This window comes from Ruegeria sp. CDSB022, from assembly GCF_059611145.1.
The window spans coordinates 59309-73979 of record NZ_JBXWOZ010000017.1 but is presented as its reverse complement, the minus strand read 5'-3'; the positions used below and the strand labels follow the sequence as shown (position 1 = coordinate 73979).

General features: G+C 56.1%; 11 protein-coding genes and 2 tRNA genes. 8 read left to right on the top strand and 5 right to left on the bottom strand.

Annotation, left to right across the window (positions count from 1 at the left end; all coding sequences use genetic code 11):
• Positions 1 to 252: 252 nt before the first annotated feature.
• Positions 253 to 1188, bottom strand: a complete 936-nt coding sequence (locus AC2FIZ_RS18280; RefSeq protein WP_142640206.1) for a LysR substrate-binding domain-containing protein — start codon at positions 1186 to 1188, stop codon at positions 253 to 255.
• A 239-nt stretch (positions 1189 to 1427) separates the two neighbouring features.
• Here AC2FIZ_RS18280 and AC2FIZ_RS18275 point away from each other — a divergent pair, with 239 nt between their 5' ends.
• The 5 genes from AC2FIZ_RS18275 to AC2FIZ_RS18255 all read left to right on the top strand — a co-directional run bounded on the left by AC2FIZ_RS18275 (position 1428) and on the right by AC2FIZ_RS18255 (position 8243).
• Positions 1428 to 2381 carry an ABC transporter substrate-binding protein gene (locus AC2FIZ_RS18275; RefSeq protein WP_281973700.1) on the top strand — a complete coding sequence of 318 codons (954 nt, stop codon included), beginning with the start codon at positions 1428 to 1430 and terminating at the stop codon, positions 2379 to 2381.
• 82 nt (positions 2382 to 2463) lie between these two features.
• Positions 2464 to 3492: a quaternary amine ABC transporter ATP-binding protein gene (locus AC2FIZ_RS18270; RefSeq protein ID WP_496791440.1), complete on the top strand. Its 1029-nt coding sequence runs from the start codon at positions 2464 to 2466 to the stop codon at positions 3490 to 3492.
• Positions 3492 to 5474 (top strand): ABC transporter permease, encoded by a 1983-nt coding sequence (locus tag AC2FIZ_RS18265; RefSeq protein WP_281973701.1) that lies wholly within the window; start codon positions 3492 to 3494, stop codon positions 5472 to 5474. The genes AC2FIZ_RS18270 and AC2FIZ_RS18265 overlap by 1 nt, the downstream gene beginning before the upstream one ends.
• Position 5475: 1 nt before the next feature.
• On the top strand, positions 5476 to 5847 hold the full coding sequence (locus tag AC2FIZ_RS18260) for a cupin domain-containing protein (protein WP_142640214.1): 372 nt from the start codon (positions 5476 to 5478) through the stop codon (positions 5845 to 5847).
• Entirely contained in the window at positions 5844 to 8243 is a 2400-nt protein-coding gene (locus AC2FIZ_RS18255) for a trimethylamine N-oxide demethylase (protein WP_282022537.1), read from the top strand. Before AC2FIZ_RS18260 ends, AC2FIZ_RS18255 begins: the two co-directional genes overlap by 4 nt.
• A gap of 411 nt (positions 8244 to 8654) precedes the next feature.
• On the opposite strand, the gene arsJ is transcribed toward AC2FIZ_RS18255, so the two are convergent.
• The 3 genes from arsJ to AC2FIZ_RS18240 are packed head-to-tail and all read right to left on the bottom strand — an operon-like array spanning position 8655 to position 11739.
• Positions 8655 to 9914 (bottom strand): organoarsenical effux MFS transporter ArsJ, encoded by a 1260-nt coding sequence (arsJ, locus tag AC2FIZ_RS18250; RefSeq protein ID WP_496791439.1) that lies wholly within the window; start codon positions 9912 to 9914, stop codon positions 8655 to 8657.
• Positions 9911 to 10909 (bottom strand): ArsJ-associated glyceraldehyde-3-phosphate dehydrogenase, encoded by a 999-nt coding sequence (locus AC2FIZ_RS18245; RefSeq protein ID WP_282022538.1) that lies wholly within the window; start codon positions 10907 to 10909, stop codon positions 9911 to 9913. Before AC2FIZ_RS18245 ends, arsJ begins: the two co-directional genes overlap by 4 nt.
• Complete coding sequence (locus AC2FIZ_RS18240) at positions 10906 to 11739, bottom strand: arsenate reductase/protein-tyrosine-phosphatase family protein (RefSeq protein WP_496694614.1); 834 nt, start codon at positions 11737 to 11739, stop codon at positions 10906 to 10908. Before AC2FIZ_RS18240 ends, AC2FIZ_RS18245 begins: the two co-directional genes overlap by 4 nt.
• Before the next feature lie 176 nt (positions 11740 to 11915).
• Between AC2FIZ_RS18240 and AC2FIZ_RS18235 the strand changes: the two genes are divergently transcribed.
• Positions 11916 to 11991: transfer RNA gene (locus AC2FIZ_RS18235), tRNA-Thr, on the top strand.
• A gap of 251 nt (positions 11992 to 12242) precedes the next feature.
• On the opposite strand, the gene AC2FIZ_RS18230 is transcribed toward AC2FIZ_RS18235, so the two are convergent.
• Positions 12243 to 12318, bottom strand: a tRNA-Lys gene (locus tag AC2FIZ_RS18230).
• Positions 12319 to 12530: 212 nt separating this feature from the next.
• Here AC2FIZ_RS18230 and dapF point away from each other — a divergent pair.
• Both dapF and mtaB read left to right on the top strand, forming a co-directional pair.
• On the top strand, positions 12531 to 13373 hold the full coding sequence (gene dapF, locus AC2FIZ_RS18225; protein WP_282022318.1) for a diaminopimelate epimerase: 843 nt from the start codon (positions 12531 to 12533) through the stop codon (positions 13371 to 13373).
• On the top strand, positions 13370 to 14626 hold the full coding sequence (gene mtaB / locus AC2FIZ_RS18220; protein ID WP_281995951.1) for a tRNA (N(6)-L-threonylcarbamoyladenosine(37)-C(2))-methylthiotransferase MtaB: 1257 nt from the start codon (positions 13370 to 13372) through the stop codon (positions 14624 to 14626). The genes dapF and mtaB overlap by 4 nt, the downstream gene beginning before the upstream one ends.
• The last annotated feature ends 45 nt before the right edge of the window (positions 14627 to 14671 follow it).

The following is a 14671-nucleotide window of genomic DNA, read 5'->3' as shown; positions in this document are numbered from 1 at the left end:
CCAATCTCCTGAATCGGCTTCTTCTTCGCCTCACGCGCAATTTCGATGTCAGATTTATAGCTCATTGGGTTTCGGTCTCCCTGCATAAAATAGGCCAATAGTGTTCCAACCAGAACGGCAAGGAGCCGAACCAGATTCGCATATATTTTTCTTTAAAGTAAATATTTATTCCCTAGGGTCAATATGCGAGTTTAACACTCCCTGAAAGTGCTACTCGATTCATCATTAGGAAACAGAGGCTGGCCACAGCGATCAGGCGTATCTTTTCCGACCCGCGCTGAGACCAAGCAACCAATCTTCAACGATGCGCTGCTCTGGGAAAGCTTTGTGAAGAGGCCTTTTTAACAGGTAGTATCCGGACTGTGTTCGCACTGATGCGCCCTGAACCGGTCTGACCAAGGTGCCGCTTTCAAGCAATGGGTCAACAAGATGGGCCCAACCCAATGCAATTCCCAGTCCATCGACAGCTGCTTGCACTGACAACGGATAGGTATTGAACTCCACTGCCTGTTCCATCGAGGACGTCGATACCCCATTGCCACTGAACCAAGTGCGCCATGTCATCCACTCTGCATGACCACTGGCGACTTCAATAAGGTCCAGTTCCGGCAGCGCAGATATATCTGCCGCTTTGGGGTTGCTCTTGAGATACTCTGGGCTGCAGACCGGAAATACGGTTTCTCCGAACAAAAGCTGTGCCTCGTATCCCGGCCAATCGCCATCTCCACGCAGGATCGTCAAGTCCATCGAATCCGACAGGCACTCTGCGTCGCTGTCAGAAGAGACCAGCGAAATACGGATGCGGCCATTTGATTTGTTGAACTTGCGAAGTTGCGGCATCAGCCAAAGAGACGCGACAGAGTTGGTGGCGGAGATCGATACCGTGTTGGCCTGATGTTTGGCCAGCATATCCCGGCTGACATCCCGCATCAGGTCCAGCGACTTCTCCACGGTTGCCAGCAGGATGGCCCCTTGTTGGGTAAGCGAAACAGATCGGTGCCCTCGCACAAACAACGGCACATCATAGTGTTGCTCTAGCAACCGCACTTTGCGGCTGATCGCCGTTTCAGAGATGTTCAGAACCTTACTGGCCTGCGCAAAGCTCTGCGCCTTTGCGGCAGCTTCAAACGCCAACAAATAGTCGAGCGGCGGAAGGACTTTCCCTGTGACTGAAGTTTTCTTTGGCATTTCAGAGCGGATTCCCGAACTGGACGTTATAGCGATCGAAAAACATTTGGCCTCATCTGCGGGCAATCGATCAGGCAACTAATTGTTAAGATAGCAAAAAGTCGGGTTAGCCTCAAGAATTTATGGTCAAAGACCCTCAAATTTCTGTTCTGCGTCTGGGGCGATTCTGCGCAGAATGCACAAATTCGGGGCCGGAAGAGTCCACAACCTAAAAAATGAACATCACTCAGGGAGCAAACATGAAACTTACAAACCTCCTTTCTGCTGCAACTTTGGCAGCAGTTGCGGGAACAGGGGCGACTGCAGAAGACAGCAGCGACCCGATCGTGATCCCAATTCACAATTGGTCCAGCCAGATCGTGATGTCGAACGTTGTCGGCCTGATCTTTGAAGAGATGGGCAACAACGTCGAATACGTCACCACCGACAGCCAGGCGGTCTATGAATCGGTGCGCCTGGGCGATGTGGCGTTGGAGATGGAAGTCTGGGAAGGCGCGTTTGGCGCGTCCTACAGGGCGGCATTGGAAAAAGGTGGCCTGCATGACGCAGGCGATCATGACGCCGTTACACGTGAGGATTGGTGGTATCCCATGTGGACCAAGGAATCCTGCCCGGGCCTGCCAGATTGGAATGCATTGAACGACTGCGCACACCTGTTCGCGACAGCCGAAACCGGCGACAAGGGTCGGTATCTGGATGGTCCAGTTGACTGGTTGAAGCATGGTAAAGAACGCGCCGAAGCACTTGATCTGAACTTTACCGTGATCAATGCGGGTTCCGCCGCAGCCCTTTGGGCCGAGATAGGCGCGGCTGAGGCCGACAAAACGCCGGTACTGGTTTTTAACTGGACGCCAAACTTTGCCGAAGCCGTCTGGCCTGGTGAGTTCGTTGAGTTCCCAGCATGGGAAGACGGATGCGACAAAGACCCAGCCAAGGGTCCTAACCCGAATGCGTTGTATGATTGCGGCAACCCCGCCGAAGGTTACCTGAAAAAGGCAGCCTGGGATGGTATGAAAGACAAATGGCCGGCCGCGTATTGCGCCCTGACAGAGATTTCTTTCACCAATCCGCAGATTGCTGAGATGGCGAAGCTGGTCGATACTGATGAGCTTGAACCGGAAGAAGCCGCCGAAGAATGGCTGGACGCCAACCGCGCTGTCGTCGATCCTTGGATCAGTTCCTGCAGCTCATAATCCGGCTACATCCACCGAAACTGGCGCGGCCTTGACCATCTGATCGATGCAAGGCCGCGCTCAACAAGAAAGTTAGGCAGCCATGTCCGCCACAGCGCCTGTCATCTCAGCCAAAAATGTATGGAAACTGTTTGGGCCCTCGCCAGAGAGCTACCTGAAGTCCATGCCCGCTGGCCGCGGTTTTGATGAAATCCGTGCAGATGGGTATATCGCCGGTGTCAAGGATGTCTCGATTGAGGTTGGCCGTGGCGAAATGCTGGTCATCATGGGTTTGTCAGGGTCAGGCAAGTCGACGCTGGTACGTTGTTTTTCGCGCCTGCACGACATTACAGGCGGAACGATTGAGGTTGACGGTCAGGACATCATGAGCCTGAGCGAGCGCGATCTGATTGAATTGCGCAGAAACAAGATGGGCATGGTGTTTCAGTCTTTCGGACTGCTGCCACATCGCACGGTTTTGGACAACGTGTCCTTTCCGTTGGAAATGCGCGGACAAGATCGTCATGATCGGCGCGAACGCGCGCTGGAAGTCATCAAGTTGGTGGGCCTTGAAGGTCGGGAAGAATACTTCCCACGGGAATTGAGCGGCGGCCAACAGCAAAGAGTCGGAATCGCCCGGTCGCTCGCCATTGAACCCGATATCTGGTTTCTGGACGAGCCATTCTCGGCGCTTGATCCACTGATCCGCCGCGAAATGCAGGATGAATTCCTGCGATTGCAAGAGATGCTGGGCAAAACCATCGTTTTCATCACGCATGATTTTGACGAAGCGCTACGTCTGGCAGACCGGATTGCAATCATGCGCAACGGCGCGGTCGAACAATGTGACACCCCCGACAAGATTGTGATGAACCCTGCCACCGAGTACGTGGCCAAGTTTACCGAAGATGTCGACAAGGCCCGGGTCGTACATGCCAAAGGCCTGGCAAAACCTGTGAACGGTCATGCCTTGGAGGGCGCACCAATCAACGGTGGATCAACCATTCACGAACTGGCGCGGGTTCTTGTCAACGATAACCGCATTCTTTTGCCGGTGGCGGATGACAATGGCGTTGTCACCGGTGTTCTGGAACGTGACGCCGCATTGAATGTTCTGCTTGGAGCTGAATGATGGCGGCGCTGTCCACCGAAGTACCGGACACTTCAGACGGGACGTGGGGAAAAACCAGAGTCCTGACTACACTTCTGGCCGCCGCCTTCGTGCTGATCGTTGCCAAAGCTGTCGGAGTTCTGCCCGAATGGCTAAACCGCATCCCCGAAGCCGCGATTCCGCCGACGGCGCAGGTTCTGGATGCAGTCTTCTACTTTATCCAAAATGATCTTGGCCTGATCTATGTCACACGATTTATCGCCGAAGGTCCGCTTGAGTTCCTGCTGGATACGTCAGCGAACCTTCTGGAAGGCAAGCGCCGTTGGCCCAATCTAGGTCCGATCCCATGGTCCGCAATCGCCGCAGTGGCAGCCGTCGTCGGCTACGCCGTAGGTGGTTGGCGTCTGGCCGCATTAGGCGCGGGAACCTTCATCTGGACGGCCGCGATCGGGCAGTGGAAGATCGCCATGCAGACGATGTCTGTCATCGTGGTTGCCGCACCGCTGGCGTTTCTTTTGGGCTTGATACTGGGCATCGCCGCCTGGAAATACAGCTGGTTCGAGCGGTTGCTGAAACCCATGTTGTCCGTGCTGCAAACCCTGCCCTTCTTTACGTATCTCTTGCCAGCAGTGATCTTTTTTAAGGTCGGACCGACAGCTGGGGCCGTCGCAACAATTACTTTTGCCATCCCGCCGATGATCCTGATGACCACTCTGGGCTTGAAAAAAGTCAGCCCCGAAGTGATCGAAGCAGGCCAGATGTCTGGATGTACCAAATGGCAGATGTTGCGCCACGTCTACGTTCCAGCCGCGCGGACCGAGGTTCTGGTCGGCGTCAATCAGGTGATCATGTTGTGTCTTGCGATGGTTGTTCTGACCGCCTTTATCGGAATGCCCGGTCTTGGCGCGAAACTGCTGGCGATGATGGGTAGTTTCAAGCTGGGCCGTTCTTTCGAGATTGGCGTAACCATCGTCCTTCTGGCTGTCACGTTGGATCGGATGTCAAAGGCCTGGGTCGTCAAACAGCCAGTGCACTTCGAACGCGGCACCCCGTGGTGGAAGCGCCACCAGATTTCGCTGGTCGCACTGGGTCTGTTTGTTGGGTTCACTCTGCTGTCTCAGGTCTTCCCGATCCTGGCCGAAATTGGCCGCAAGCAGCATCTCAGCCAGGGCAAAGAAATCGACGTGGTTATCAAGTCGTTCCTGGCCATCGACATGATCAAAGGGACAACCGAATGGTTACGCTGGTTTCTGAACGTCAAGGTTCTGATTCCATTCCGGAATACGCTACTCGCCATTCCAACTCCCGCGTTCATCCTGCTGGTTGTTTCCTTTGCTTATTGGGTTGGTGGCCGAAAGCCCGGCATCTACGCAGCAGTCTTCTTTACGATTGTCGCGTTCTCGGGCTGGTGGGATCGGTCGGTTATTACTTTGTATACCGTGATCTCGGCCGTTGCGCTGGCAACCATGATCGGTATCCCCCTGGGCGTTGTCGCTGCGCGGTCCGCGCGTTGGTCCAAGAGCATTTTGCTGGCTTGCGACACTGCGCAAACCTTCCCCAGCTTCATTTACTTGATCCCTGCGATCATGTTGTTCGGGGTCAATGATGTCGCGGTTGTGTTCTCGATTCTGATCTTCGCCGCCGTCCCGCTGATCCGGTACACTATTATTGGCCTCAGCAACGTGCCGCCGGAAATGACCGAGGCAGCAGATATGTCCGGCTCGACCCGCCGGCAAAAGCTTATGTCGGTTCAGTTCCCTCTGGCGCTGCCAACTATGGCGGTCGGGTTTAATCAAGCCATCATGTTCGCCTTCTTCATGGTCATTATCGCGGCCTTCATTGGAACGCAGGACCTGGGGCAGGAACTTCAACGAACTCTGGCAGGTACCGAACTGGGCAAGAACTTTGTGCTCGGCATGAATGTCTCGCTGATGGCGCTTACCTTCGACATGGCGATTAGCAGTTGGGCTGATCAGCGCAAAAAGCGGTTGGGGCTCGACTAAGATGGCCCAACAGCAGAGCGCACGCACCGTTATCCGCTTCGATGACCCCGGATTTGTCCGGATGCGGATGGACGGCCTGCCCGATGCGCAGGTCTGGTGGAAGAATATCAGTTTCGATGAAGAAACCGGACAAGGCAGCTATCTGATGAAGATGGCGCCAGGCACACGTTCGAACCCTCATGTTCATTACGGGCCGGAAGAGTTCTTTGTGCTTGAGGGCGATCTGACCGACCACGACGGGTTTCGATATCGCAGCGGCGATTTTGTCAGCCTTGCTGCCGGGTTCAGCCACTATTCGCGAACCGAGGCGGGATGCCTCTTGGTGGTCACCCATCGTGGTGCAACCGAAGCCATTCAGGAAAACACACTATGAATGTGAAGCCGGTCTTCGAAGTTCCATTCGAACGCAGCGGGGTCCTGGCCCCCGGCCTTCCGATCCTGCCGCATGGAACGGAACGCCACCCGATCCCCGGAATGGGGTCGCGCGCGGTACCGGTGTCCAAGGGCGATACCATCACGCTGCTGGACCGCGATGGGATGCAACCGGCTGAGATGGTCTTCTTTTCTCCTGACCGAAGCTCCGATGCAGCCATGCTGGGCACACAGGGGCATGGACGGCCCGAAGGTTTGATCGCAACCCTCGCAAATGGATCAGCATCTGGCAAAAAAGTTCTGCGTGCATTGGAAATCGCGGGCTTCGACATCGGAAAAGGCGACGCAATCCGGGCATTCGCTGGCGGTTCACGCCCGGGCGACATGGTGCATTTCGTGGCGGAAAGCGATGGTCTTTTGATTGTCGCTGCACCAGGCAAGGCTATGCGCCCTGAGGACAACAACCCTCCTACGGATATCATCTTGTACATCCAGCGCTCAGCGCCCGGATTGGAAAAGCCCGATGTCGGACCACCCGATCCGCTGGCCGATCCGCTTAAGGATTTCAATATTCAGCCGGGAAATGCGCACTCATATGAAGTGAAGGCCGGTGAATTCATCCAGATCGTCGATATTCGTGGCCGAGAGTGTTCCGATTTTCAGGCCTTCAGCCGCCGCGCACTGGATCAGGGGATCGAGCGTGAAATCGACCCGACAACAACACGCAGCCTGATGGGCAGCTTGTATCCTCAACCCGGGATTTTCTCAAAGTACTGGTCAGTAGATCAAGAGCCTTTGATCGAAATCGTTCAAGATACCTGTGGGCGCCATGACACGTTCGGTCTGGCCTGTACGGCGCGATATTATGAAGACCTTGGCTATCCCGGCCATGTGAATTGTTCGGACAATATCAACAAGGATCTGGACCAATATGGCATCAAGCCGCGCGGTGGCTGGCCAGCGATCAACTTCTTTTTCAACACGATGCTGGATGACACCAACGCCATTGGCATGGACGATCCGTGGTCGCGACCCGGTGACTTCGTCCTGCTGCGCGCCCTGACCGATCTGGTTTGCGTCAGCACCGGCTGTCCCTGCGATATCGACCCGGCAAATGGCTGGAATCCAACAGACATTCAAGTGCGAACCTATAAGGCGACCGAGGAGTTCAAGCGGTCCTATGGCTATAGAAAATCTGCGGAGGCGGATGTGGAAGAAACTAAGAAAACAGCATTTCACGACTGCTTTGCACGGCACACCCGTGATTTCGTCGAATACAATGGCTATTGGCTGCCCAACACGATGACCAATCATGGCGCGATTGCCGAATATTGGGCTTGCCGGGACAAGGTTGCTGTCATGGACCTCAGCCCGCTGCGCAAATACGAAGTCGTGGGACCTGACGCCGAAGAGCTGATGCAGCTTTGCGTGACCCGCAACATGAAAAAGTTGAGCGTTGGTCAGGTCGTTTATACGGCCATGTGCTATGAGCACGGCGGTATGATCGACGATGGCACCGTCTACCGGTTGGGTGAGACGAACTTCCGCTGGATCGGTGGGAATGACACCAGCGGGTTGTGGCTGCAGGAACAGGCGCTCAAACGCAATATGAATGTCTGGGTGCGCAACTCTACGGACCAGTTGCACAACATTGCAGTTCAGGGGCGGCATAGCCGCGACATACTTTCCAAGATATTCTGGACACCGCCTCAGCAACCAACGATCGACGAACTGCCGTGGTTCCGGCTTTCGGTCGCGCGGGTTGGTGATGTGCAGGGGACTTCTGTTGTAATTTCTCGGACCGGCTATTCCGGAGAGCTTGGGTATGAAATCTTCTGCCACCCCAAGGATGCCGTCGAAATCTTTGATCGTGTCTGGGAGGTGGGCCAAGAGTATGGCATTGCGCCTCTGGGCCTGGGCGCATTGGACATGTTGCGGATCGAGGGCGGTCTGATCTTTGCCGGGTCAGAATTCGACGATCAGACCGATCCGTTCGAGGCCGGCATCGGCTTTACTGTGCCGCTGAAATCAAAGACCGACGACTTCATTGGGCGGGCGGCGATAGAGGAGCGCAAGGCCCACCCACACCGCAAACTGGTTGGATTTGAGATCGAAGGGGGTACGGTCCCCTCACCCGGTGACTGCGTGCGCGTTGGGAAAGCGCAGGTCGGAGAGATTACCAGCGCGATGAAATCACCCATCCTCGGCAAGGTCATCGCTTTGGGTCGGGTTTCTGTTACCCATGCCATCGTTGGAGCGGACATCGAAATCGGGCAGCTGGACGGCCAACAAAAGCGGTTGAAAGCCAAGATCGTGCCATTCCCGCATTTCGATCCAACAAAGGAACGTGTGAAGGGAATGTACGCAGAAGCGACGGTTCCGAACGCTGCAGAATAGCCACGGTGGTGTGACATTAACTTCCACCCGACCAAGGAATGCTGATGATCGGATCTCATGCAACTCGAGTGGTGGCATTCCAGGTCAAATGCCTCTGGGCAGTGATATCGGATTGTTAAGGCTGAGCGGTCGGCCACGAACCACTGCAAGCCTTATTGCTTGGGTACCAATCAAAATAGTCTTTTGCTTCAGTGAGCTTTCGAACGCGTGGCTTTGCGCGCTTCCCGAGTGTGCCACTGAGATTTTGAAACAACAAATTGGATCCGCTGAAATGCCCTGCGGCATCGCCAGTAAAGCGTTTCTGCCGGATAGCGTAACATGTAGGGGCTAATTCCACTTGTCCCGTCACAGAATTCATCGGCAAAAATAATGACGTCCATGCCGCATTCGCGAGCAAGCTTGGTGAGAATGCTAACCCACCGCCAAACGGTCCTGCATCCTGTCCGAGGCCATGGCGGACAGAGCGACCATTGTTGTGGCTGTTCCCAGAACCATTGCCAAACCACCGATCTGGTAAGTGAGGCCAGACAGCACTGTGCCCAGCAATCGGCCAGCCGCGTTGGCCATGTAATAGAAACCGACATCCATCGTGACCCGCTCGGCCTGAGAAAAGGACAGGATCAGATAGGAATGCAGCGAGGAGTTCACGGCAAAGATCACTCCAAAGATCAGCAAGCCGATCACCAGCGTAATTGTCAGCCAAGTGGCGGGCCCCGAGGATAAGGCCACAGCAACGGTCAGGGCAGCAGGCACGCAGAACAGGGTTACGGCCCAATCGCGCGCGGCGCGGATCAATTGGGGCTCGGACCGGTCAGAGGCGCGCAGGATCTTCGGGGCGCTGGCCTGAACTGCGCCGTATAGGATGATCCAGGCCGCCATGAATGTCCCGATCATGAAAAAGGCCGCTCGGTTCCCGGTTTCGGACCCGTCGGACAATACCGCATAGAAATAGATCGGAATCCCGACCACAAACCACACATCGCGCGCGCCAAACAGAAACATGCGGGACAAGCACAGCCAGTTGATATTGGGGGATTTCGAAAAAACCTCAGAGAATTTTGCGCCTTTACGCCCTTTGGGCAGGCCCGGCGGCATGAATAGAACGACCGCGATCAGGATGACGCCCAGCACCATAGCCATGGCCAGCACCGCCCAGTTAAAGCCAAACGTTGCCAACAGACCTGCGCCCAGCAAAAAGCCCAGCCCTTTGACCGCGTTCTTGGACCCGGTCAGCAGCGCAACCCAGCGAAACAGGCCGCCATCCTCGGTCGGGGCCAGCAGTTTCACGGCGGATTTCGAAGACATCTTGGCCAGATCCTTGGCCACGCCGCTGGCACCCTGAACGATCATGACAAAGGTCACTTTAGCTGGAATGGCCCAATTAGGGTCTAGTTGTGTCAGCAACAGCAACGCCCCCACCTGCAGGCCAAGCCCCGCATAGAGCGTCGAGGTCAACCCGAACCGAGCCGCAATCCAGCCCGCCGCCAGATTGGTGCCGATACCGGCAATTTCATACAGAACAAACAGATAGGCCAGCTGGACCGGCGAGAAGCCCATCGTATGAAAATGCAGCAGCACCAGCATACGAAGCGCGCCGTCGGTCAGCATGAATGCCCAATAGGCTGCCGTGACCGCGATATAGGCGGACAACCCTTCGGGCTTCTGGGTCACAGCGCGGCTCCGACCATGAGCGCGACGTCGACCAGACGGTGTGCGTATCCCATCTCGTTGTCATACCACGCATAGATCTTCACCTGCGTGCCATTCACCACCATGGTCGACGGCGCATCGATGATCGAAGAACGCTGATCATTGGTGTAATCGGTCGACACCAGAGGGCGGGTTTCATAGCCCAGAATGCCGCTCAGTTCACCCTCAGCGGCTACTTTGAATAACGCGTTGACCTCTTCGACGGTTGTTTCCCGCTCTACTTCGAACACGCAATCGGTCAGCGAGGCATTCAGCAGCGGCACCCGGACCGCGTGACCGTTCAGCCGTCCTTGGAGTTCCGGGTAAATCAGGGTGATTGCCGTGGCCGAGCCGGTGGTGGTTGGGATCAGCGAATTCAGGGCCGAGCGCGCGCGGCGCAGGTCTTTGGCGGGTCGGTCCACGATGGTCTGCGTATTCGTCACATCATGGATCGTGGTCATCGACCCGTGCCGAATCCCGATATTTTCATGGATCACCTTGACCACCGGCGCCAGGCAGTTGGTGGTGCAAGAGGCGGCCGTCACGATGTGATGCGCGCTCGGATCATATGTACCTTCGTTCACGCCCATCACGATATTGGCGGTCGGGCCATCCTTGACCGGTGCCGAGACGACAACCTTCCTGACGCCTGCATCAAAATATGGCGCCAGCTTGGTCTCGGTTTTGAAGGCGCCAGTGCAGTCAATCACCACGTCGACCCCGTCCAGTGGCAGCGCGTTCAGGTCGCGGGTACCGACAAACGGCAAGCGCATACCCTCTATGGTGACGCTGTCTTTGTCATAGTCAAAATCTGCTTCCCAGCGTCCATGAACCGTATCAAATTCCAGCAAATGTGCGTGCATTTCAGGATCACCGATCCCGTCATTGATCCAGGCGATCTTTGCGCCTTTCTCCAATAGTGGTTTCAGGGCCAGCTTGCCCATCCGGCCAAGGCCATTCACAGCGTAGGTTGTCATGTCATGTCCTCGTCAGATGTTCTGGCAATATCGTCGACAGCAGATTGCAAGGCGATCCGGTCGAGGCTTTCGACCGGCAGCGAGGTAAAGGCCTCGATCCTGCGCCTGAGCGAACCATAGGCGTTCTGGAAGGCCAGGCTTTTTTCAGCCTTCGTGCCTGTCGCCATGACCGGGTCGACCACGCCCCAGTGACCGCTGATCGGCTGGCCATCCCAGGCCGGGCATTCCTCATTCGCGGCCTGATTGCAGACGGTAAAGACAAAATCCATCTCGGGCACGTCAGAGGTGGCAAATTCTGACATATGTTTCGAGCGCAGAGCCGAAACGTCATGCCCTTTGTCCTTAAGGACCTGCACCGCTATAGGGTTGAGCCCGGATGAAGGCTGCGTTCCCGCAGAATATGCGTTGAAACGCTCACCCGCCAGCGCGCGAAGGATAGATTCAGCAAATATCGAACGGGCGGAATTGCCAACGCACAGGAAAAGAACGTTATATTTTCGGTCCGCTGATCTGTCGCTTTCCCAGCCTGACGGGATACAGATTTCGGGGCGTCCGCGGCAGCAATCGTTCAGTAGGTAATCCAGCATCTGCTGCACATTCTGCATCTCGATCGAGTAGAGCAAAGAGGTACCAGACCGATTCTGCCGGACCAGCCCTGCCTGTCGCAACGCGTTCAGATAGTTCGATAATGTGTTGGGCTTGATCCCCAGCCCCAAGGCAAGCTCTCCGGCCGGGACAGCGTCAGGAAAGCGTCGCATCAACATGCGAAACACTGAAAGCCGTTGCGGGTGACCCAAAGTCGCCAGTTGTTCTGTTGCTGTAATTTCCATATTTCATGAAATATCGAAATATATAACTGCAGTCAACCCGGTTCCGATTTCCAGTGAGCGCCGGACCCTCAAAGAACGGTGATAACAAAATGCGGAAACAGGTGCTTCTGAGGTCATGAAACCCGGGGTTTCACCGCTTGCAAGCACCCGCACGAGGGTTTAAATGAGCCTCGCTTGCCTCAATAGCTCAGCTGGTAGAGCAGGTCCTTCGTAAGGACAAGGTCGGGGGTTCGAGTCCCTCTTGAGGCACCATTTACTTTCAGAGGTCAGCAGAAATCGCAACCACTTGAACGTAAAGTGATTTCCGCACTTCGAAGGGCTTTGTCTCGTCAACTTGCCGTTTGGATTCTCACACCCGTTATTGGACGAAGGTGACATCGAAGAAGCCATCGCCGATCAGCTACAATCGCCACGGATCTCCTCGGCAGATCATCGCACATGCGGTGTGGTTATACGTTCGCATCAATCTGATCCTGCGTAACGCCTTGGTGTTATGTAAAAAGTGGTGAGCCGTGCAGGATTCGAACCTGCGACCCACTGATTAAAAGTCAGTTGCTCTACCAACTGAGCTAACGGCCCACTCTTTTGTTTGGATCCTTTGGATCCGTGGCGCTCTGTAAGGCATTTTCCCGACTGGGTTCAAGGCCTTATTTCACACCTCGTTACGCCTGTAGTTTCTTTCGAAACGGCGTCCCGATAGGCGGCCTACTTAGGCAGGTGGCGCAAGGGGGTCAACCCCTTTTTTCACGAATCTGCGCCACAGGGTGGATTCCCATCCACAGCAACGTTATATGCCCGCCATGCAAGGAATTCAGAACACCGGATTGCCCTTTATGAAGATGCATGGGCTGGGCAATGACTTTGTCATTGTGGATGCGCGCGCGCATGAGGTCGGGGTGACACCAGCCTTGGCTCAAGCCATTGGGCATCGGCAATTTGGGGTCGGCTTTGATCAGCTCGCCGTCATCGAAAACGGCGCATCAGATGCCCATCTGGTGTTCTACAACGCCGATGGCTCGACCTCGGCCACCTGTGGCAATGCCACCCGCTGTATCGCGCGGTTTCTGATGGAGGAAACCGGCAAACAGACCCTGACGCTCACCACCGAACGGGGAACGCTCTATGCAAGCGATGCGGGGGACGGGCTGACTTCGGTTAATATGGGACTGCCGCAGCTGAACTGGCACGAGATTCCATTGACCGAAGACGTGGACACCTTGGAACTGCCGATCGAAGGCGCCCCAACCGCCACCGGCATGGGAAACCCGCATTGCACCTTCTTTGTCGACAATGCCGAGGCGATTCCACTGGCAGAGTTCGGCGCTCGGTATGAATATCATCCGCTCTATCCAGAACGGACCAATGTACAAGTGGCACAGCTGATCGGTCCGGATCATATCCGCATGCGCGTATGGGAACGGGGCGTTGGTATCACCCTGGCCTCTGGCTCTTCGTCCTGCGCAACGGCCGTGGCCGCAGCCCGGCGCGGCCTGACCGGACGCAAGGTTCAGATCGAGCTGGACGGCGGCACGATTTGGATTGATTGGCGCAACGATGGCGTCTGGATGACCGGCCCTACCGCCCATGTCTTCTCAGGCCTGCTGACGCCGGAATTCCTGAGGTCGCTGGGATGAACCCGCCCAAATTCACCACGCTGGGCTGCCGCCTGAACGCCTATGAGACCGAGGCGATGAAAGAGCTGTCGCAACAAGCCGGTCTGACCGATGCGGTGGTGGTGAACACCTGCGCCGTGACCGCCGAAGCCGTGCGCAAGGCCCGGCAGGAAATCCGCAAACTGCGCCGCGAAAACCCGAATGCCCGGCTGATTGTGACCGGCTGCGCTGCGCAGACAGAACCGCAGACCTTTTCCCAGATGGAAGAGGTCGATGCCGTCATTGGCAACACTGAAAAGATGCGACCCGAAACCTGGAAAGGTATGGCGGCGGATTTCATTGGTGAAACCGAGGCCGTCCAGGTTGATGACATCATGTCGGTTACCGAAACCGCTGGCCACCTGATCGACGGGTTTGGCACTCGGTCCCGCGCCTATGTACAGGTTCAGAATGGCTGTGACCACCGCTGTACCTTCTGCATCATCCCATATGGCCGCGGTAATTCGCGCAGCGTCCCCGCGGGCGTTGTTGTGGACCAGATCAAGCGTCTGGTCGATAAGGGCTATAATGAGGTCGTTCTGACCGGCGTCGACCTGACCTCATGGGGGGCTGACCTGCCTGCCCAGCCAAAGCTGGGTGATCTGGTTATGCGCATCCTCAAACTAGTGCCTGATTTGCTGCGCCTGCGGATCAGCTCGATCGATTCGATCGAGGTCGATGAAAACCTGATGCAGGCCATTGCCACAGAACCCCGCCTGATGCCTCACTTGCATCTGTCGCTGCAGCATGGCGACGATCTGATCCTGAAGCGGATGAAACGCCGCCATTTGCGTGACGATGCGATCCGCTTTACCCAAGAGGCCCGCAAGCTGCGCCCCGAGATGACCTTTGGCGCTGACATCATCGCCGGTTTCCCGACCGAGACCGAGGCCCATTTCGAAAACTCGCTAAGGCTGGTTGCCGATTGCGATCTGACATGGCTGCATGTCTTCCCCTACTCCAAACGCGAAGGTACACCCGCCGCCCGCATTCCGCAGCAGGTCAACGGCAATGTCATCAAAACCCGCGCCGCCCGTCTGCGCGCCGCTGGCGAGGTGCAGATTGGCAAGCACCTGACCGCCCAAGTTGGTAAGGTACATCACATCCTGATGGAAAACCCGCATATGGGCCGGACCGCGCAGTTTACCGAAGTTACGTTCCAAACCCCTCAATCCGAAGGGCAGATCGTGACCGCGACGATCACCGGCTGCTCGGATACGCAGCTCAGCGCCTGATCCGCCTCTTCATCTGGCTAAAAATACCTCGGGGATGAATTGGCC